Raw genomic sequence first — 19,397 nt, forward strand, 5'->3', positions numbered from 1 at the left:
GTCATTCGCGTGCTCGTCGTCATTTAGCGAATATCCCTACAGCATTCACCTCTTTTCCCGACTTCTTTCTCGGCTGATGCAACGCAAAGTCTGGCGCTCCTTAATGCTGAGCGCGAGTGACTGCGAATGTTCGAACCCAATCGACTGCTGGCTCTGAACAACACCATCGGCCTGCTGGTGGTTGCCGCGATGAACCCGCAGCGGCCTGACGTCGAAAGCGTGCTCGGCGAGTTCCGCCTCTGCCTTAACGACTACGAACGCTGGGCGGAAAACTTCTGGAGCGGCTGGGCGCTGGATGTCGAGCAAGTATTCAAGGTTGGCAACGATGTTCGCCTCAGCGCGCCGCTGAAACCGGATAAACCCGTCAGTTCAGTGGTTGCCCAATGCAGCGCGGCCGGCTCATTGACTTTGGTGCACATGTTCGACGCCGCGCGGTTCGTGCCGATCGGCAATACGCCGGTGATGCTCGAGCCGGTGATCGCGGAACGCGACGGCGAGCTGACACTCGGCGAGCCGGTCCACGAGACCATTGGCCCGAGCGGCATTCTCGAAGTTTCCGGTTGCCCGCGGGGCCAGCGTTATCGCATCACCTTCTTTCCCGATGTGTCCGCCGAGCACGTCAAAGTGCTTTACGCCTCCTATCAGGGCTTGCTCGACGGACTCGAGGGCTGGCTGCGCGCGGAGTGGAGCAACCAATTCGAGCCGCTGTGGAAAGAATTCGCCAGCGGCGGATTTCTCGAGCGCTACGGTCAACTGCAAGAAGCCGATTGGCGCGGCGTCGGCAACTCGTTGCAAGGCGTCTGGGATGAAGTGAAACAGGTCTACGAGTTGCTCGCCGACTTGCAGGCCAACAGCGAAAAATTGCTGGAATACATTTCCCAGGCTGAGTTGGATGCCTTGCTCGACGCCTCGGCTGAAGCCATCGCCAACGGCTTGCTGGTATTGAGCGACGAGCCGCTGCTGTTTATTCACCTCGCCGCGCTCACCAGTTGGCTGAAGATGCTGCCGCCGCAGTTTGCCGCTGAAGTGGTGGCGCAAATCCGCACTGACCTGCTGATCGCCTTCCTCCTGACAATCGTCACGCGCCGCGTGGGCCTGAAGCTCGGTTTGAGCGCGAAGATCCTCGGCAAGATCAAATCCCCTCGAGCGCGGCAATGGCTGGCGGCCGCGACGTTGCGCTTGAGCGAACTGAGCTCCGACTCTCGCCTCGACAGCCATGCCGCCGCGTTCAAACCGTTGGCGGTCAATGCGCGCCAGGCTCCGTTGCGGCCGACACCCACGGTGCCGCTGGACATTCGCAGCGACGACGGCACGGCTTTGCGGGTGAAAAACCCCGCCGCCATCGCTCGCAAAAAATCCGACGCGCAAACGCGAATGGTCCGACAGGAACCGCACGACGATGCGCCGGAACAAGCCAAAAACACCAACGGCGACAGCGCCGATTGCGCCCCGCTGACCTGTACCAACGGTTGCCCGGTATCGATGGTCACCGGTGAAGAACTGCTGACCCTCACCGATGGCGCGCTCGACGGCGTACTGCCATTCGATTTCACCCGGTTGTACCGCACCAGCGCGGCGGAACTCGACTGCGGACTGGGCTGGGGCTGGAGCCATTCGCTGGCGCATCGCCTGGAATTCGACGGCGATAAAGTCGTCTGGATCGACCACGAGAACCGCCGCACGCCCTTCCCCCTGCCGAACATCGAACGCCCGGCGATCCACAACAGCCTCTCGCGAGCGGCGATTTATCTGGGCGACAACGCACAAGAACTGATCGTCGCAATGGCTGGCGAGGCGCCGCGGTTTTATCACTTCCACAACGGCCAACTGACGGCGATCAGCGATGCCTACGACAACCGCCTGCTGATTACCCGCGATCGGATGGAGCGCATTCAACGCCTGGATAACGGCGCTGGACGCTCGCTGCTGCTCAGCTACGAACGCGGACATCTGATCGCAATCGAGTATCAGCTCTTTCGCCCCGCCGACACGCTGAGCGATGGCTGGCGCACCGAACAGACGCTGGTTTCCTATCGCTACGACGCGCGTCATCACTTGGTCGAAGTCGCCAATGCCGCGGGCGAAAGCGAGCGTTACGACTACGACGACCAGCACGTCATCCTCCAGCGGCAATTGCCCGGTGGCGCGAGTTACTTCTGGGAGTGGGAAAGGTCGGGCAAGGCTGCGCGATGCATCCGCCACCGCGCAACGTTTTCGCAGATGGACACCGCTTACACCTGGGATGACCAGGGCGGCGTGGTGGTGAAAAACGTCGATGGCAGCGAAGAAACTTATGTCCACGACGATAAGGCGCGACTGGTGCGGCGCGTCGAGCCGGGCGGCGGCGAACACCGCAAACGTTACGACGAACAGGGTCGGTTGATTGCCGAGCAGGATCCGCTCGGGGCAATTACCCACTATCGCTACGACGACATCGGACGGCTGATCGCCTCGATTCCTCCCGAAAGTGAGCCGACGTCCTACGAATACCGTAATGGTTTCCTGCACGCGCGGCGTCGCGGCAAAGCAGTCTGGAAATATCAGCGCAACGCCGAGGGTGATGTGACCGAGGCGACCGACCCCGACGGTCAGGTCACGCACTATCACTACGATGCTCGCGGCCGCTTGTTGTCGACCCGCTACCCGGATGCCAGTCGGCACCTGCTGGTCTGGAATGATCTAGGGCAATTGGTCGAAGAGACCTTGCCGGATGGCGGGCAGCGCTATTTTTCCTACGACTCGCTGGGGCGACGGGCTACCAGCAAGGACGAACATGGCGCGATCACGGCCTATCGATGGGACGCCATTGGCCGACTGATCCAGACCACGCTTCCTACAGGCGCCACGCGCGCATTCAGTTACAACGCCTACGGCAAGGTGACGGCTGAGCAGGACGAACTCGGTCGCATCACCCGTTACGAATATGCCGACGACCTGCATCTGGTCAGCCGCCGGACCAATCCCGACGGCACGCAACTGAGTTACCGCTACGACAATGCGCAGCTGTTGCTGACGGAAATCGAGAATGAGTCCGGCGAGAAATATCAGCTGGATTACACGCCTGACGGATTGATCCGACAAGAAACCGGATTTGATGGTCAACGCACGGCGTATGCCTACGACGCCGGCGGACACCTGCTGAAGAAAACCGAGTTCGGCGATGACGGTTCGCAGCTGATCACCGGTTATCAGCGTGATGCCTCAGGTCGGTTGCTGGTTAAAACCCTGCCGGACGCAAGCACTGTCGAATATCGCTACGACAGCCTCGGGCGCCTGGTCAGCGTCGACGACAGTCACGATCACCCGTTGGAATTCGAGTACGACCTGCAGGACCGGCTGATCACCGAGCATCAGGGCTGGGGCACTTTGCGTTATGGCTATGACGCGTGCGGTCAGCTCAACCACATGCGCCTGCCCGACGGCAGCAAACTCGCCTACCACCACGCCAAGGGTGGCGCGCTGACGGCCATCGACTTGAACGGCGCGCAGCTGACGACGCATACCTTTTCCGCTGGCCGCGAGCAGCAACGCCAACAAGGTCTGCTGCTCAGCGACTACCAATACGACGAACAGGGTCGCCTCAAAGCCCATTCCGTCAGCCAACAACGTCAACCGCTGTACCGCCGCGATTATGCCTACAGCGCCAACGGTAACCTCGACCGCATCGCCGACACCCGTCATGGCCAGCGCAGCTATCAATACGATGCGCTCGACCGCCTGATCCGCGTCCGTCATTCCCGCGACCACCTGCCGGAAAGCTTCGCCCACGACCCTGCCGGCAATTTGCTGATGCCGGACCGCCCCGGCGCGGCGAAAGTATTGGGTAACCGTCTGCTGATGCAGGGTGATCGGCATTACGACTATGACGCCTTCGGCAACCTGATCCGCGAACGGCGCGGCACCGCGCAAAAACTCGTCACCGAATATCGCTACGACTGCCAGCACCGACTAGTCGGCGTCACGCTTCCTGATGGCCGCTGCGCCAGTTATCGCTACGACGCCTTCGGCCGCCGAATCGCGAAAACCGTCGATGGCAAAACCACCGAATTTTTCTGGCAAGGCGATCACCTGGTCGCGGAAAGCAGCCATGAACATCACCGCAGCTATGTCTACGAACCCGGCACCTTCCGTCCGCTGGCCATGCTCGACGGCAAAGGCTCGCGCCAGGCCTGCCCGTTCTACTACCAACTCGACCACCTCGGCACACCACAAGAATTGACCGACTACAGCGGCGAAATCGTCTGGGCCGCCCAATACACCGCCCACGGCCGACTCACCCGCTTAAACCGCGACACCGACCAGGTGCTGGATCAACCGCTGCGTTTTCAGGGCCAGTACTTCGACGCGGAAACGGGCCTGCATTACAACCGCCATCGGTATTACAACCCGGATGTCGGGCGGTATCTGACTCCGGACCCGGTGAAATTGGCTGGCGGGGTCAATGGGTATCGGTATGCGGTGAATCCGACGGGGTGGGTTGATCCGTTGGGGTTGAGCGATTGTCCGGGTGGGGATGGGTGTGATTTGCCGGGGGATGGGTGTGATTTGCCGGGGGATGGGGGTGAGGATCCGGCGGGTAAGGTTAGGGTTGATGAGGGGGAGCCAGCTTTACCTGATATTGTCAGAAACGTTGACCCAAATAGCCTCAGGCGGGTTCATGCGATTGAAGGAAAGAGTTCTACGAAACGGGTAGAAGACGTTGCTGGCAGAATGCAGGCAAATGGCTTTGATGACGATTGGCCTATCGACGTAGTTGAGCACGAAGGCGAACGCTATATTGTGGATGGACACCATAGGGCGTCAGCCGCGAGACGCACTCATACTCCAGTGACAATCAAACTAATCACGGACATTGCAGCCCACAAAAAGAGTATTTTTACCACCGTAGAAGAAGTGAAAGAGTCTGCAGACTCTGTAGGGTTAGACAGACTGACGAGACCTCGAAGATGAAAAATTTAGCGCTAGAGTATTTGATAGAAGACTTTTTAGAAAAAGTCGACAAAGCGACTGCAATGCTGGAAAAAAAATTCGGCGACAGGTTCATTCTGAGATTATGGGGGAGCAAGAAAATCCCCCAGCGAGGAAGTGTCAGCGGCAACGTCACTTATGAGTTGCACGGTGTTGGATGCCGCGTTTATTTGCCCGAGGCTTGTATTGACTTTGATTATGGTCCCGATGGAAGGATCGACGGATTCGATTCTTGGAGACTGTATATCTATGCAAATGAATTCCCAGAAAGGCATCCGCAGTACACAGAACTGGAAATAGTAGAGCGCGATCTAGATGAATACATAACTGCAGGGAAAGTTAAAAGAATTCAGAGCGTAATGTCGAATCTTTACTTCAAAGACGAGCTACTTTGGTGATCTGACATGTTGAGCCCGGAAACACCGGGCTTTAACATTTAACAATCCAAATGAATTTCTTAACTACGCCCCCCATCACCCTCCGACACCTGCTCCACCCCAACCTCATCCTCATCATCAGGCGGACGCTGATCACGGGGCAGTGAATCCGTAGGTGAAGGCAGCGGGTATTCCGGTGTTTCGTCGACATCTTCGACTTTAGGATCAGCGTTCATAAATCACCTCTCATTGAACTCGGTACGATCAATCAGCCGACGATCAATCCAAGTCCACATCCTCGTCTTCATACTCGGTGTTACCGACATCGCCGGCATCGTCCGAATCGTTTAGCGGCACGGTCGCGTCGTCCATCAGCGAGCCCGGATCCTCATTGCCGGGATCATTCAAATACGGGTCGCCGCTGCGGTCGTCCTGTTCCTTCACTTCGGTTGAAAGTGCCATGGCCTGCCTCACATATTTCGCGGAGTGTATAAAGTTCGAGGCACCCACGAACCAAACGTTCCGCCGCCAAATCGCAGAAACAAAAAACCCGGCGCCAGGCCGGGTTTTTCGCGTCACACAAAAACAATCAGCGATGTTTGTTTTTGTGTTTGTTCTTGTGCTTATGGCCGCCGCCAGAATGGGATTTGCCGCTGTCGGTACCCAAGTTGTTGCCAACCGCGCCACCCGCCGCGCCGCCGAGGCCTGCGCCAATGGTCGAACCAGTGGAGCCGCCCAAGCTGTGGCCGACTACTGAACCGCCTGCTGCGCCAACACCGCCACCGAGTGCCGCTGCAGTGCGGCTGCCCTTCGGTGCGGCGACTGCGCCACCCGCCGCGCCACCGACACCAGCACCAATTGCCGCGCCGGTGCTGCCGCCCATTTGCTGGCCGACCACATTACCCAGCGCCCCGCCGAGACCGCCGCCGACCGCTGCAGTGCCATCTCCGGCCGCCATGGCGCCCTGAGCGACCAACACACCTAAAAACAACGTGGACAATGTCAAACGCATGATATGAACCTCAGATTTTCCGCATCAGGGCTCGCAAGTGCATCAGCCCGCCCACACGGTACTCGCTAACGAAGAGGGTGTTGCAAGAGATTGGAGGCGGATTCGAATAAAACGTTCAGAAACGCAAAAGCCCGGTAGCGAACCGGGCTTTTGCTCCGACCTGCAAAAAATCAGTGGCGTTTGTGGCCCTTCGACAAATTGGTCCCGACGGCGCCACCCGCCGCACCACCCAGGCCTGCGCCGATGGTTGCGCCGTTCTTGCCGCCCAAGCTGTTGCCGATGACCGAGCCGCCAGCCGCGCCGACGCCACCGCCGATCGCCGCTTTAGTGCGGCTACGTTTCGGCGCGGCAATCGCGCTGCCGGCCGCACCCGCGACACCCGCACCAATCACTGCGCCGGTGCTGCCGCCCATTTTCTGACCGACCACATTACCCAGCGCGCCACCCAGGCCACCACCGAGCGCGGCAGTGCCTTCGCCCGCAGCCAATGCACCTTGAGCAACCAGAAGCCCGAGAACCAGAGCAGGCAGTGTTAAACGCATGTCGAAAACCTCAAAAAATGGGGGAAACAAGAAGTCGCTGATCGAATGTCTTAGCGATGCCATCATCCAGACACAAATCCCGCGCAACCGCCGCAATCAGCGACGGTTGGACAGCGTTTACGGGAAAGGTTTTATGACAGGCAAAAAAAAGCCCGCTGGGGAACGGGCTGGAGTACTGCTTTCTAACGGATGAGCTGAGACTACGTAAGTCCTTGTGAAAACTTTGTGAAAGAAAAATCGCAAGAACGTCAAGTGGCTGTAAGGCATTTCCTCGATACGGTCCGCGCACAAAAAACCCCGCTCGATGGCGGGGTTGGCGTTTGTAACGGTTACTTCCTGGAGGACACTGCCATTTTCGGCAGGAACTTCGACTTCAAACCTCGCGTAGCCTTCGATTTGATCTTGCCGGTCTTGACCTGATCCTCGCCGAAACTGGCCACGTACTCCGTCTGGCCACACTGCACGCAATTGTTGATTGGAAACTCAGCCCCGTCGTCTTCGATATACGGATCAGCCATTTTTCTGCCCCTTTCGCAAAACGGGGTCGACACCGGCAAGCCCTGATTGCCTGAAAAATATCGACCTCCAAGGCTTTTGAGACTAGCCGGTCATTACTGGACTTGCGGTTCAGATTAGCCAAGCGCCGACGAATGGAAAAAGCTCATCCGACCCGCACTCTCAGGAGTTCCAGCGAGCCCAGGTGGCTCAGGCAGCTCTCGACAACGACCCGTATGCGCAACGTACGGCCAGTCGAAAACCTCACCTCAGTTTTACGGCCGTCCCGGTCACGAACACCACGACCATTCCGCCCTTGCCCGCCGGCATGCTGATCTCGAAATCCATGCCGACCACCGCATCCGCCTGCAACGCTCGCGCCCGCTCCTTGATCTCGTCCGTCGCCTGCACGCGCGCCTCCATCAACGCCCGTTCCAGCGTTTGCGACCGCCCGCCGAAAAAATCGCGCATCCCGGCGAACATGTCGCGAATCACGTTCACGCCCTGCACCGACTCGGCGCTGACGATATCCAGGTAAGCGGTGATCTGCCGACCTTCGACGGTGTGGGTAGTCGTGGTGATCATGGGATTTCCTTATGGATGGATTTTCGCTTCGAGGCAAACCGGGCAAGGTTACCGGTTCATTGGCGCATTTGCTGGCCGCAGGATGCAAGTTAGCGTGCCCTCCTCGATCTGAAAAACCATACGCCAGAAACCACAAAACCCCTGACTTCTTTCGAAATCAGGGGTTCTGGTTACAACGAATTTGGCGGTGAAGGAGAGATTCGAACTCTCGATACAATTTCTTGTATACACACTTTCCAGGCGTGCTCCTTAAGCCACTCGGACACTTCACCGTATCTCTGCAAACATGTTCTGTCTGTCGAGGCGCGCTAATGTAGTCGAAAGCTTTTCCGATGGCAAATATTTTTTCAGAATTTTCATGCGCTTAGCGATTCACAGCTTCCGGCAGTTTCGTGGCTATGGCAAACCGGCCAATCTCCGGCGCGGCGCTCTCTTCTATATAGACAAGAATGCACGGCCGGCGCGGTCGGCTACCCTTCTGCGACTGGCAAAGCATGACTGGCGAGTCAGTCACGGCGCTTTACCTGGCCGGCGGCGGTGGGTAACGTCTGCCTCAACTTTCATACAAGGAATAGCGTCATGAGTGAGTTGATTTCCTACCACCTCGAAGACGGTATCGCGACCCTGACGTTGGCCAACGGCAAGGTGAATGCCATTTCGCCGGACGTGATTGCGGCGTTCAACGCTGCGCTGGATCAGGCTGTGACTGATCGTGCGGTGGTGATCATTACCGGCACGCCAGGGATTTTGTCCGGTGGTTATGACCTGAAAGTAATGACCGCCGGGCCTAAAGAAGCCGTCGCGCTGGTCACCGCCGGTTCGACGCTGGCTCGCCGTTTGCTCGCGCACCCGTTCCCGGTGATCGTGGCGTGTACCGGGCACGCGGTGGCCAAGGGCGCGTTCCTGTTGTTGTCCGCCGATTACCGCATCGGCGTTGATGGTGCTTTCAGCATTGGCCTGAATGAAGTGCAGATCGGCATGACCATGCACCACGCCGGCATCGAACTGGCTCGCGATCGCCTGAGCAACGCGGCGTTTCATCGCTCGGTGATCAATGGTGAGATGTTCAACCCGCAGAGCGCGATTGCGGCCGGTTTCCTCGATGTCGTGGTCGCGGCCGAAGAACTGCAAGGTGCAGCACTGGCGGCGGCGCGTCAGTTGAAGAAGATCAACATGAACGCGCACAAGGCCACAAAGTTGAAAGTGCGCAAGGCGCTGCTGGAGACGCTGGACAACGCGATCATCCAGGATCAGGAACATCTGGGCTGAGCCAAAAGCTGTGACAGCGAAAAGCCCGACCGTCGTGTCGGGCTTTTTCTTACGTGCCGCGTCGAAAAGTATGCAAGCGCTCTAGGCTGCGTCTGACATGCAACTCTGAAACATGCGCTTAAACATCGCCTATCTCCTACCTCTATAGCGGCAATTGCCGAAAACAGTGCACATCCGTACACTGCGCCACCTTTTGTCCGGTGGGGCCTGTAAATGCTGTTTGTGTTTCGTATGTTATTGATGGGCCTGCACTTTATTCTCGCTGGCGTGTTGGGCGTGCTGCTTGGGCTGTGCCGGCCGTTCAATCCGGACAACAGTCGTTTGTGCGCGCGGCTGTATGCCTGGCCGGCGATGTGCATTTTGCGCCTGCGGGTCAAGGCTGACGTCGGGCCGATGATGGACAAACCTGAAAGCTGCGTAATCATCGCCAATCACCAATCCAACTATGATCTGTTTGTCCTCGGCAACGTGGTGCCGCGCCGCACCGTGTGCATCGGCAAGAAGAGCCTGAAGTGGGTGCCGCTGTTCGGCCAGTTGTTCTGGTTGGCGGGCAACGTGCTGATCGACCGGGGCAACGCGCACAAGGCGCGCCAGTCGATGCTGACTACCACGCACACCTTGCAACACGAAGACACATCGATTTGGGTCTTCCCGGAAGGCACGCGCAATCTGGGCGAGGATTTGCTGCCGTTCAAAAAAGGCGCGTTCCAGATGGCTATCGCCGCCGGCGTGCCGATCATCCCGGTGTGTGTCAGCAGTTACGTCAAACACATGCGATTAAACCGCTGGCGCAGTGGGAAAATTCTGATCCGCTCGCTGCCGGCAATTCCTACAGCCGGTTTGAGCATGGATGACATGCCGCAGCTGATCGCCCAATGCCGCGAGCAGATGCGCGAGTGCATCGCCTCGATGGATCAGCAGCTGAAAATCGCCTGAACTGGCGTACGCAAACACTGCTGAAAAACAGAGGATTTTTTCTGCCGGCGAACTCTGCAGGTTTCACTGAATCTCAAGCAACACAAGGCTAAGCTGCACACTGCCTGCCACTGCCATTTGCTGACAAGAAGTGAACCAACACCATGGGTAGAGTTGTTGCTGCTGCGGTTTACAGCGCCGGTAAGAAAATCACCAATATCACCCTCGATGAAGGCGCGGCGTGGGCCGCCAAGCCCGGCCACTTTGTGTGGATCGGCCTCGAAGAGCCGAGCGCCGATGAGCTCACCGCGCTGCAAAGCCAGTTCAACCTGCACGAACTGGCCATCGAAGACGCCATGGAAAAACACAGCCGCCCGAAGCTGGAAACCTTCGGCGACGCGCTGTTCATCGTTACCTACTCGCCCATTCGCAATGACGGCAAACTGGAGTTCATCGAAACTCACATCTTTGCCGGCACCGGCTACATCATCACCGCCCGCAACGGCCACTCGGCGTCCTACGCGTATGTCAGACAACGCTGCGAAGCGCGTCCGATTTTGCTCGAACACGGCGAGGATTTTGTCCTTTACGCGATTCTCGATTTTGTCATCGAGAACTATCAGCCGGTCGGCGAAGCAATTCACGCGGAGATTGATGAGCTGGAACGCAACGTGTTGTGCAGCGCGCTGAACGAGCGCGATATCCAGAAACTTCACGGCTTGCGGCGCGACGTATTGCGCTTGCGGCGTTACGCGGCGCCGATGGTCGAGATTGGCGAGGAACTGCAAAAGCTCAGCTTCCCGTTTATCGACAAGAACATGCGCCCGTATTTCCGCGATGTGCAGATTCACGTCACGCGGCAAATGGAAGACCTGACGACGTTGGCGGATATCGCCAGCCAGACCATTGAGGTCGGGGTGTTGCTGGAAGCGTCACGCCAAAGCGTGGTGCAGCGCAAGTTTGCGGCGTGGGCAGCGATTCTCGCGTTCCCGACAGCGGTGGCGGGGATTTACGGGATGAATTTCCAGAACATGCCGGAGTTGAGCTGGCATTACGGCTATTTCGGCGTGCTGGGGTTTATTGCGGTGGGATGTGTAAGTTTGTGGGCGAGTTTCAAAAAGTCCGGCTGGTTGTAGAAATCTTGCGGTGAGGGGGCAAGCCCCCTCGCCACAGATTTGGCTCAGACAGCTGCTGGCTTGTGCGCCACAAAGCGCATCATCCATTCCGCCACCGTGGTGCCGTGGTGTTCACTTTCAAGGCTGGCCACGCCTTTCGAATAGACCTGTTCGCCCAACGCTTCCTGACGAATATCCAGCAGCGCGCGCGAGTAATCGTGAATGAATTCCGGGTGACCCTGGAAGCACAGCACCTGATCGTTGATGTGGTACGCGGCAAACGGGCAGAAATCGCTTGAAGCAATCACCGTGGCGTTTTCCGGCAGCGCGGTGACCTGGTCCTGGTGACTGATCAGCAGCGTCAGCTCTTCGCGAACCGGGCTCATCCACGGCGCTTTTGCCGCCAGTTTGTAGTTGTGAGTGCCAACGCCCCAGCCTGCGGTCGAGCGCTCGCTCTTGCCACCCAGCAACAACGCCAGCAACTGATGGCCGAAGCACACGCCAATCAATTTGTCGCCGCGCTCGTAGCGCTTCAGCAAGTAAGTACGCAGGGTTTCGATCCATGGGTCGGTGCCGAAGGAATCGGCCTTGCTGCCGGTGATCAGGTAAGCGTCGAACGTCAGCTCATCACTCGGGTATTCGCCCTGCACCACGTTGTAAACGGTGAACTCGGCTTCGATCGGTTGCTGCGAAAACAGACGCTGGAACATCTGCCCGTAACCCTGATATTGATCGACCAGCTCTGGACGCAGGTTGTCGGTTTCAAGAATGCAGATGCGTAACGACATAAAAAATACCTGACACGTGATGGGAATAATGCACACCCCGAAGCCTGCCTCGAAACACGGTGGCAAGGCAAGCCCCGGCGTGCGTCATCGATCCCTTAAAACGCCTCACCTTTCGCGGCTTTTTCCAGCAGCAACGCGGGCGGGGCAAAGCGTTCGCCGTACTGTTCAGCCAAATATTGCGCGCGGGCAACAAAGTCTTTCAGGCCATATTGATTGATGAACTGCAACGCGCCGCCGGTCCACGCGGCAAAGCCGATGCCGAAAATCGAGCCAATGTTGGCGTCCGCCGTCGAGGTGAGCACGCCCTCCTCCACACAGCGCACGGTTTCGATTGCTTGCACGAACAGCAGCCGATCACGCACGTCCTTCGGCGAAATCTGCCCGTCGGCCTTCTCGAAACGCGTCTTCAGTTCCGCCCACAAATGTTTCTGCCCGGCGGCCGGGTAATCGTAAAAACCCGCGCGAGCGGCTTTGCCCGGACGCTTGTACTCGTTGAGCAGCAAGTCAATTACGGCGAACGCCGGGTGCTCAATCAGCGGCTTCCCTTCTGCTTGCAGATCCTTCGCCGTTTGTTGTCGGATGTGGCTCATGAGGCTGAGGGAAACTTCGTCGGAGATCGCCAGCGGCCCGATCGGCATCCCGGCTTTGCGCGCCTCGGTCTCGATCATCGGCGCGCTCACGCCTTCGCCGAGCATGGCGATGCCTTCATTGGTGAACGTGCCGAACACCCGCGAGGTAAAGAAGCCGCGACTGTCGTTGACGACAATCGGGGTTTTCCTGATTTGCAGGACGAAATCGAAACCGCGCGCCAGGCTTTCGTCACTGGTGTGGCTGCCTTTGATGATTTCCACCAGCGGCATTTTTTCCACTGGACTGAAGAAGTGCAGGCCAATGAATTTGCTTTGATCCGGCACCGCAGTGGCCAGGCCGCTGATTGGCAAGGTCGAGGTATTGGACGCGATCAACGCGTCGGCGCCGACGACTTGCTGCGCCGCCGCAGACACCTTGGCTTTCAATTCGCGATCTTCAAACACCGCTTCAATGATCAGGTCGCAACTGGCCAGGTCGGCATCGCTGTCGGTGGTTTTGATCCGCGCCAGCACCGCGTCGCGCTGTTCGGCGCTCAACTGACCGCGCGCCACTTTCTTCTCCAGCAACGAAGCGGAATGCGCTTTACCCTTCTCCGCCGCCGCAACGTTGATGTCCTTGAGCACCACCTCGATGCCCGCCGAAGCGCTGACGAAAGCAATCCCGGCGCCCATCATGCCGGCGCCAAGCACGCCGACCTTCTTGGTCACATAAGGCGCAAAACCCTGCGGCCGCGAACCGCCGGCATTGATCTCATTCAGTTGAAACCAGAACGTGCCAATGAGGTTTTTCGCGACTTGGCCGGTGGTCAATTCGGTGAAATAACGCGTCTCGATCAAGTGCGCAGTGTCGAAATCGACCTGTGCGCCTTCGACTGCCGCACAGAGGATTTTTTCCGGCGCGGGCATGCAGCCCTGGGTTTTGGCGCGCAGGATCGACGGCGCGATGGCCAGCATCTGCGCGACTTTCGGGTTCGACGGCGTGCCGCCCGGGATCTGATAACCCTTCACGTCCCAGCGCTGCACGGCGCTCGGATTGGCCACGATCCAAGCCCGCGCCTTGCCGAGCAATTCATCCTGATCCGCTGCCAATTGATCGATCAACCCTGCTTGCAACGCCTGTTGCGGGCGGACCTTTTTGCCTTCGAGCAAGTACGGCAACGCTTTCTCCAAGCCCAACATGCGCACCATGCGCACCACCCCGCCGCCGCCCGGCAGCAAGCCGAGCGTGACTTCCGGCAGGCCGAGTTGCACCGCTGGATTGTCCAGCGCGACACGATGATGGCAGGCCAGGCAGATTTCCCAGCCGCCGCCCAGCGCCGCGCCGTTGATTGCGGCGACCACCGGTTTGCCCAGTGTTTCCAGGGTACGCAATTGCCCTTTCAGGGTCAGCACCATGTCGTAGAACGCTTTGGCTTCGGGTTTGCCAACCTTGATCAGCTCGTTGAGGTCGCCCCCGGCAAAAAAAGTCTTCTTCGCCGAAGTGATGATCACCCCGGCGATGTTGTCCTTGTCCGCCACCAGCCGGGCGACGCAGGTGGCCATGGCGTCGCGGTAAACCGCGTTCATGGTGTTGGCGCTCTGGCCCGGCATGTCGATGGTCAGGACCACGATCTGGTCTTGGCCTTTGTCGTAACGAATCGCTTCAGTCATGAGGGAATTTCCTTGAAGTCGGGGCTCAGAGGCGTTCGATGATGGTGGCAATGCCCATGCCGCCGCCGACACACAGGGTCGCGAGGCCATAACGCAGACGCCGGGTTTCCAGTTCATCGAGCAAGGTGCCGAGGATCGCGCAACCAGTGGCCCCCAACGGATGGCCCATGGCAATCGAGCCGCCATTGACGTTGACCTTGTCCGGGTCGATCGCCATGTCTTTGATGAACTTCAACACCACCGAGGCGAAGGCCTCGTTGACCTCGAACAGATCGATGTCTTCGACGCGCAGCCCGGCTTTGGCCAAGGCTTTGCGCGTGGCCGGCGCCGGGCCGGTGAGCATGATCGTCGGGTCGGTGCTGGTGACCGCCGTCGCGACGATCCGCGCTCGCGGTTGCAGACCCAGCGCGCGGCCCTTGGCTTCGGAACCGATCAGCATCAGCGCCGCGCCGTCGACGATCCCGGAGCTGTTGCCCGGCGTGTGCACGTGGTTGATCCGCTCGATGTGGCTGTACACACGCAGCGCAGTGGCGTCGAAACCCATTTGCCCCATCATCTCGAAACTCGGCTTGAGCTTGCCGAGGCCTTCCAGCGTCGATTCGGCGCGGATGAATTCATCGTGATCGAGCAGGATGATGCCGTTCTGGTCCTGTACCGGCACCAGTGATTTGTTGAACGACCCATCCGCCCTCGCCCGCGCAGCTTTTTGTTGCGAGTGCAGCGCGTAGGCATCGACGTCCTGACGGCTGAAACCTTCGATGGTGGCGATCAGGTCGGCGCCGACGCCTTGCGGGGTGAAATGGCTGTGCAGGTTGGTTGCCGGGTCCAGCGCCCATGCGCCGCCGTCGCTGCCCATCGGCACGCGCGACATCGACTCGACGCCGCCGACCACCACCAGATCCTCGAAACCGGAACGAACTTTCATTGCGCCGAGGTTCACCGCTTCCAGGCCCGAAGCGCAGAACCGGTTGATTTGCACGCCCGCGACGCTGACGTCCCAATCGGCAACTTGCGTGGCGGTCTTGGCGATGTCCGAACCTTGATCGCCGATCGGCGTGACGCAACCGAGCACCACGTCATCGACCTGGCTGGTGTCGAGGGACGTGCGTTGTTGCAACGCCGTCAGCAACCCGGCCACCAGGTTCACCGGTTTGACGCTGTGCAGCGCGCCATCAGCCTTGCCTTTGCCACGGGGCGTGCGTAGCGCGTCGAAAATCAAAGCTTGGGTCATGACGTCCTCGAACCTGTACGGGGAGTGAATGCTGAGTGGTCACCTTAAGCCCAGCGGCGTTGGATTCAATGACCGCAATGCTCATCGACGTTGACGCTCACGCTCAGACGGACGGTAGTCAGCTATCGGATTAACCGTTTCAGGTGACCAAGGTGTCTAGCCAACGGGCGTCCACGCAGCTGGCGATAGGCCTCATGCCTTTTTAAGAGCTTTTTTCCTGCACACCAGACGAAATGGATCTAAACCACGAGTGACGCGGGCTCTAAGGTGAACATGTACGAAGTTGTCGTCGGGTTTTGCCGAGGCACTCGTCTTACAGGAAGTGCAGCGCTTTGCCGTCATGGAGATATGCAGGCAGGCATCAGCAAATAACAAAAAAGGCGGTCAGCCATGTTCAAACATTCGAAAGTACGTCAAGCGGGACTCATCTTATTCGCCACCACGCTGTTGTTGATTTTGCCCAACCTGACCAAGGTGATTGGTTAGGCGGCTGATCGAAAACGGCGCCAGGTTTTGTTATCGCCCGAACGGCTTTGATTGGAAAAGTTGCCTGGCTCGCTACCCGAGCCAGCGTGGGTGTGCCAACCTTCCCGGCACTTCCACGACATGGACGGCGATCATTTGAGAGCTTTTTTACTGATTGGGGCCATGCTGTTCGGCACGCCCCTGTTTGCCGCACAGCTGAACCTGCAGCTGGGCGCGAGCACTCGCACCTGGCAGACCGAGGAGTTGCTCAAGCATCCTCAAGTCCAGACCATCAATATCAGCAACGACGTTTCCTACAAACGCGACATGCGCTATCAAGCGGTGCCGCTGGCGGCGTTGTTGACTGGCGTTAAACCTGAAGATCATCTGCAAGCCGTGGCACTCGATGGTTTTGCTGCTGAATTGGCGGCCGCGCCGTTGCTCAATAAGCACGGCGCGCAGGCTTGGCTGGCGATTGAAGATCCGGGCAAACCGTGGCCGGCGCTGTCGGCGAGCAAGCCCAGCGCCGGGCCGTTTTATCTGGTCTGGACCGATCCGCAGGCCGGCGATATCAGCCCCGAGCAATGGCCGTTTCAGGTCGCCAGCATCAAGCGCATGGCGCCGGTGGCCGAGCGCTTTCCGGCGTTGTTGCCGGATCCGGCGTTGAAGGCGGACGATCCGGTGAATCAGGGATTTGCGCTGTTTCAGCAGAATTGCCTGGCGTGCCATCGGCTTAATGGCGCGGGCGATGCGCAGTTTGGGCCGGACCTGAATATCCCGTACAACCCCACCGAATATTTCGGCGTCGACTTCCTCAAACGCTACATCCGCGACCCGCAAAGCCTGCGCCATTGGCCACAGGCGAAAATGCCGGGCTTCTCCGAGCAGGTATTGCCGGCGGCGGACCTGGATAAGTTGGTCGCGTATCTGCAACACATGGCCGGGCGCAAAACCCAGCCGTGACACGCGCTCACTCCAATACACCCAATCCCTGTGGGAGCCGAGCTTGCTCGCGATAGCGGTGGGTCAGCCGATGCAGTTCTTTCTGGCAGGACGCCTTCGCGAGCAAGCTCAGCTCCCACAAGGGCGAAACGCACGCAACCCCTGTGGGAGCCAAGCTTGCTCGCGATAGCGGTGGGTCAGGCAATAGAGTTGTGTCTGATCGGACGCCTTCGCGAGCAAGCTCAGCTCCTACAAGGATTTGTGCCTGCGCAAAAACGAGAACGGCCAACCCGAAGGTCAGCCGTTAGTGGATGTTGTCGCTGTTCATAGTGTTATGCGAGTAGCCCTCGTACCTCCTGCTTGACGCCCCAGCCCTCGATAATTCCGCCCAGAGGCTCGACCACCGCCTCGAAATCCTGCTCGAAATCGCCAATACCGTCGTAGGTGGCGTGCATCACTTTGCTTAATTCCAAATGCCAGGCGCCGTCGTCACGCACGCTGACCTGCGCGTTCAGCGATTCACCACAAAAATGCACTGCTGCTCTGCGGGCCCGTTCCTCGTCCGGGAAAATTGCGTAAAACTCGATGGGATGGAACCGTGAAAAATCGAAACCGCCTTCCTTCATGCGGCGCAGCACGCTGGTGCTGATGTCTTCTTGATAGGCTGTGCTCATGAATCGTCCTCCTGAAAAATATGGATAGACTTTCCGTACTCCCATTGCCCGCGACCGATTGGCGAGGACATTACGCCAACCCGTCATCAGGTTGCCGCCGGGGTTTAAGCATGTAGCTGACAAGACCAGACCTTAGCGATCCAATCGCTGATCTCGCTTGCAGAGTAGCCCCATCTCGGAGCTGCTGCCAAGGTCTGGTTGAGAATGAGACAGATGAGGTTCAGGCAGGCGTAATGCCGAGGATTTCTATGCTGTTCTGGGTTTTCAGACTTTTGACGCTGGCATCAGTGGTCCGGCCTTCCAGATCATTCAGATCCAGCTCGGCAGCCACCGGCAGGAATCGAGCCTTGATGAGTTTGGCGGCGTGCTCGTTATCCGGGCATTCCTCGCACTCGAAGACTTCATCGACCGTTTCACCGTGATCATCTACGAAAGTGATTTTCCACTTTGACATCAGTGCCTCCTCGATCAAACCCGCAAATGGGCTTACAACTATCTGGACTTTTGCACTGTGTGATCGTTCAAACGGATTGCGTCACTGGGTCAGCAAAAACTTACCGCAACCCTGTAGAAGCAAAGCTTGCTCGCGAAGACGCTGTATCAGTCAAAACATCTGTCGACGGGTACACCGCTTTCGCGAGCAAGCTCTGCTCCTACGGGGATTTCGTTGCTTCGGAACGGGTTAGTCGTTACTTGGCTTGTTGATCGCGTTCAACACGTACTGCGGCATGGCGAAGGCGCCGATGTGCACTTCCGGGTTGTAGTAACGGGTAACGATGCCGCTGCCGGCGAAGCGCTGTTGCAGGGTTTCGCGCGACAGTTTGCGGTAAGCGGTGTTGGTCGCGCCCCAGGCAAACGTCATCGCGCCGCCAATGTAAGTCGGCACTGCGGCTTGATAGAAATGCCAGTCCGGGAACAGGCTGCGCAGGCGTCCGGCGGTGGTTTGCACTTCGCCCAGTTGCATGAACGGCGTGCCGTTTTGCGTCACCAGAATGCCGCCCTCGTTCAGGCAGCGGTGGCACGCCTGGTAGAAGTTCTCCGAGAACAGCACTTCGCCCGGCCCGATCGGGTCGGTGGAGTCGGAGATGATCACGTCGAATTTTTCCGTGGTGGTGGCGACGAACCGCATGCCGTCGTCGATGACCAGGTTCAGCCGTGGGTCGTCGTAAGCACCCTTCGAGTGGTTCGGCAGAAACTCTTTGCACATGTCGACCACGGTGCCGTCAATCTCGACCATGGTGATGTGCTCGACGCTGCCGTGTTTCGCTACTTCGCGCAGCATGCCGCCGTCGCCGCCGCCGATGATCAGCACACGCTTGGCGGCGCCGTGGGCGAGGATCGGCACGTGGGTGAGCATTTCGTGGTAGATGAATTCGTCGGCTTCGGTGGTCTGGATCACACCGTCCAGCGCCATGACCCGGCCCATGCGCGGGTTTTCGAAGATCACCAGATGCTGGTGTTCGGTGCGCACTTCGTGCAGCAGTTTTTCCATGCGAAAACGCTGGCCGTAGCCTTCGTACAGGGTTTCCAGGTATTCGCTGGTCTTGGTGGTGCTCATGGGAAGTGCTCCGATGAATGCGGCGGCAACGGACGGTTACCCGCCCATGATGGCCAATCGAAAGGCTCGATTGCCCGGGAAAGGCGCGCATTCTACGTTGCGGAACATGACAGGTCGAACCTCACATGATCACGCACCGAATTCCTGCAGGAGCGAGGCTTGCCCGCGACGGCGTAGTGTCAGTCGATATCAATGTCGAATGACACGACCTCTTCGCGGGC

The 19,397-nt window shown here is 58.6% G+C and carries 17 protein-coding genes and 1 tRNA gene; 6 read left to right on the forward strand and 12 right to left on the reverse strand.

The window, feature by feature from the left end:
- Positions 1–126 precede the first annotated feature (126 nt).
- Together BLU01_RS03720 and BLU01_RS03725 are read left to right on the forward strand one after the other, a co-directional pair.
- A complete protein-coding gene (locus tag BLU01_RS03720; protein WP_092271009.1) occupies positions 127–4,950 on the forward strand; it encodes an RHS repeat-associated core domain-containing protein in 4,824 nt (1,607 codons plus the stop codon).
- Positions 4,947–5,366, forward strand: a complete 420-nt coding sequence (locus BLU01_RS03725) for a DUF6896 domain-containing protein (protein ID WP_092271012.1) — start codon at positions 4,947–4,949, stop codon at positions 5,364–5,366. The genes BLU01_RS03720 and BLU01_RS03725 overlap by 4 nt, the downstream gene beginning before the upstream one ends.
- A gap of 258 nt (positions 5,367–5,624) precedes the next feature.
- Here the strand turns inward: BLU01_RS03725 and BLU01_RS03730 are convergent, their stop codons facing one another.
- From BLU01_RS03730 to BLU01_RS03755, 6 genes are all read right to left on the reverse strand, one after another.
- On the reverse strand, positions 5,625–5,807 hold the full coding sequence (locus BLU01_RS03730; protein ID WP_092271015.1) for a hypothetical protein: 183 nt from the start codon (positions 5,805–5,807) through the stop codon (positions 5,625–5,627).
- A gap of 127 nt (positions 5,808–5,934) precedes the next feature.
- Entirely contained in the window at positions 5,935–6,357 is a 423-nt protein-coding gene (locus tag BLU01_RS03735; protein WP_092271018.1) for a hypothetical protein, read from the reverse strand.
- Between the two features lie 170 nt (positions 6,358–6,527).
- Positions 6,528–6,899, reverse strand: a complete 372-nt coding sequence (locus BLU01_RS03740) for a YMGG-like glycine zipper-containing protein (RefSeq protein ID WP_092271020.1) — start codon at positions 6,897–6,899, stop codon at positions 6,528–6,530.
- A 329-nt stretch (positions 6,900–7,228) separates the two neighbouring features.
- On the reverse strand, positions 7,229–7,417 hold the full coding sequence (locus BLU01_RS03745; RefSeq protein ID WP_092271023.1) for a hypothetical protein: 189 nt from the start codon (positions 7,415–7,417) through the stop codon (positions 7,229–7,231).
- 241 nt (positions 7,418–7,658) lie between these two features.
- The gene (locus BLU01_RS03750; RefSeq protein WP_092271026.1) at positions 7,659–7,979 is read right to left on the reverse strand and encodes a YbjQ family protein; all 321 of its coding nucleotides are present in this window, start codon (positions 7,977–7,979) and stop codon (positions 7,659–7,661) included.
- Between the two features lie 182 nt (positions 7,980–8,161).
- Positions 8,162–8,251 (reverse strand) — tRNA-Ser (locus tag BLU01_RS03755).
- Between the two features lie 307 nt (positions 8,252–8,558).
- Here BLU01_RS03755 and BLU01_RS03760 point away from each other — a divergent pair.
- From BLU01_RS03760 to BLU01_RS03770, 3 genes are all read left to right on the forward strand, one after another.
- Positions 8,559–9,248 carry a crotonase/enoyl-CoA hydratase family protein gene (locus BLU01_RS03760; protein WP_092271029.1) on the forward strand — a complete coding sequence of 230 codons (690 nt, stop codon included), beginning with the start codon at positions 8,559–8,561 and terminating at the stop codon, positions 9,246–9,248.
- A 213-nt stretch (positions 9,249–9,461) separates the two neighbouring features.
- On the forward strand, positions 9,462–10,184 hold the full coding sequence (locus tag BLU01_RS03765) for a 1-acylglycerol-3-phosphate O-acyltransferase (protein ID WP_092271032.1): 723 nt from the start codon (positions 9,462–9,464) through the stop codon (positions 10,182–10,184).
- 143 nt (positions 10,185–10,327) lie between these two features.
- On the forward strand, positions 10,328–11,299 hold the full coding sequence (locus tag BLU01_RS03770; RefSeq protein WP_092271035.1) for a magnesium and cobalt transport protein CorA: 972 nt from the start codon (positions 10,328–10,330) through the stop codon (positions 11,297–11,299).
- 44 nt (positions 11,300–11,343) lie between these two features.
- On the opposite strand, the gene BLU01_RS03775 is transcribed toward BLU01_RS03770, so the two are convergent.
- The 3 genes from BLU01_RS03775 to BLU01_RS03785 form a co-directional block, all read right to left on the reverse strand.
- Positions 11,344–12,066 (reverse strand): amidotransferase, encoded by a 723-nt coding sequence (locus BLU01_RS03775; protein WP_092271038.1) that lies wholly within the window; start codon positions 12,064–12,066, stop codon positions 11,344–11,346.
- A gap of 95 nt (positions 12,067–12,161) precedes the next feature.
- Positions 12,162–14,306: a 3-hydroxyacyl-CoA dehydrogenase NAD-binding domain-containing protein gene (locus BLU01_RS03780; RefSeq protein WP_092271041.1), complete on the reverse strand. Its 2,145-nt coding sequence runs from the start codon at positions 14,304–14,306 to the stop codon at positions 12,162–12,164.
- 25 nt (positions 14,307–14,331) lie between these two features.
- The gene (locus tag BLU01_RS03785; RefSeq protein ID WP_092271045.1) at positions 14,332–15,537 is read right to left on the reverse strand and encodes an acetyl-CoA C-acetyltransferase; all 1,206 of its coding nucleotides are present in this window, start codon (positions 15,535–15,537) and stop codon (positions 14,332–14,334) included.
- Between the two features lie 606 nt (positions 15,538–16,143).
- On the opposite strand from BLU01_RS03785, the gene BLU01_RS03790 reads away from it, so the two are divergent.
- Complete coding sequence (locus BLU01_RS03790; protein WP_092271048.1) at positions 16,144–16,965, forward strand: c-type cytochrome; 822 nt, start codon at positions 16,144–16,146, stop codon at positions 16,963–16,965.
- 311 nt (positions 16,966–17,276) lie between these two features.
- On the opposite strand, the gene BLU01_RS03795 is transcribed toward BLU01_RS03790, so the two are convergent.
- The 3 genes from BLU01_RS03795 to speE form a co-directional block, all read right to left on the reverse strand.
- Positions 17,277–17,618 carry a ribonuclease E inhibitor RraB gene (locus BLU01_RS03795; RefSeq protein WP_092271051.1) on the reverse strand — a complete coding sequence of 114 codons (342 nt, stop codon included), beginning with the start codon at positions 17,616–17,618 and terminating at the stop codon, positions 17,277–17,279.
- Positions 17,619–17,838: 220 nt separating this feature from the next.
- Entirely contained in the window at positions 17,839–18,072 is a 234-nt protein-coding gene (locus tag BLU01_RS03800) for a hypothetical protein (protein WP_092271054.1), read from the reverse strand.
- A 228-nt stretch (positions 18,073–18,300) separates the two neighbouring features.
- The gene (gene speE / locus BLU01_RS03805) at positions 18,301–19,176 is read right to left on the reverse strand and encodes a polyamine aminopropyltransferase (protein ID WP_092271057.1); all 876 of its coding nucleotides are present in this window, start codon (positions 19,174–19,176) and stop codon (positions 18,301–18,303) included.
- Positions 19,177–19,397 lie beyond the last annotated feature (221 nt).

Source organism: Pseudomonas prosekii (genome assembly GCF_900105155.1).
In the GTDB taxonomy this organism is placed as follows: domain Bacteria; phylum Pseudomonadota; class Gammaproteobacteria; order Pseudomonadales; family Pseudomonadaceae; genus Aquipseudomonas; species Aquipseudomonas prosekii.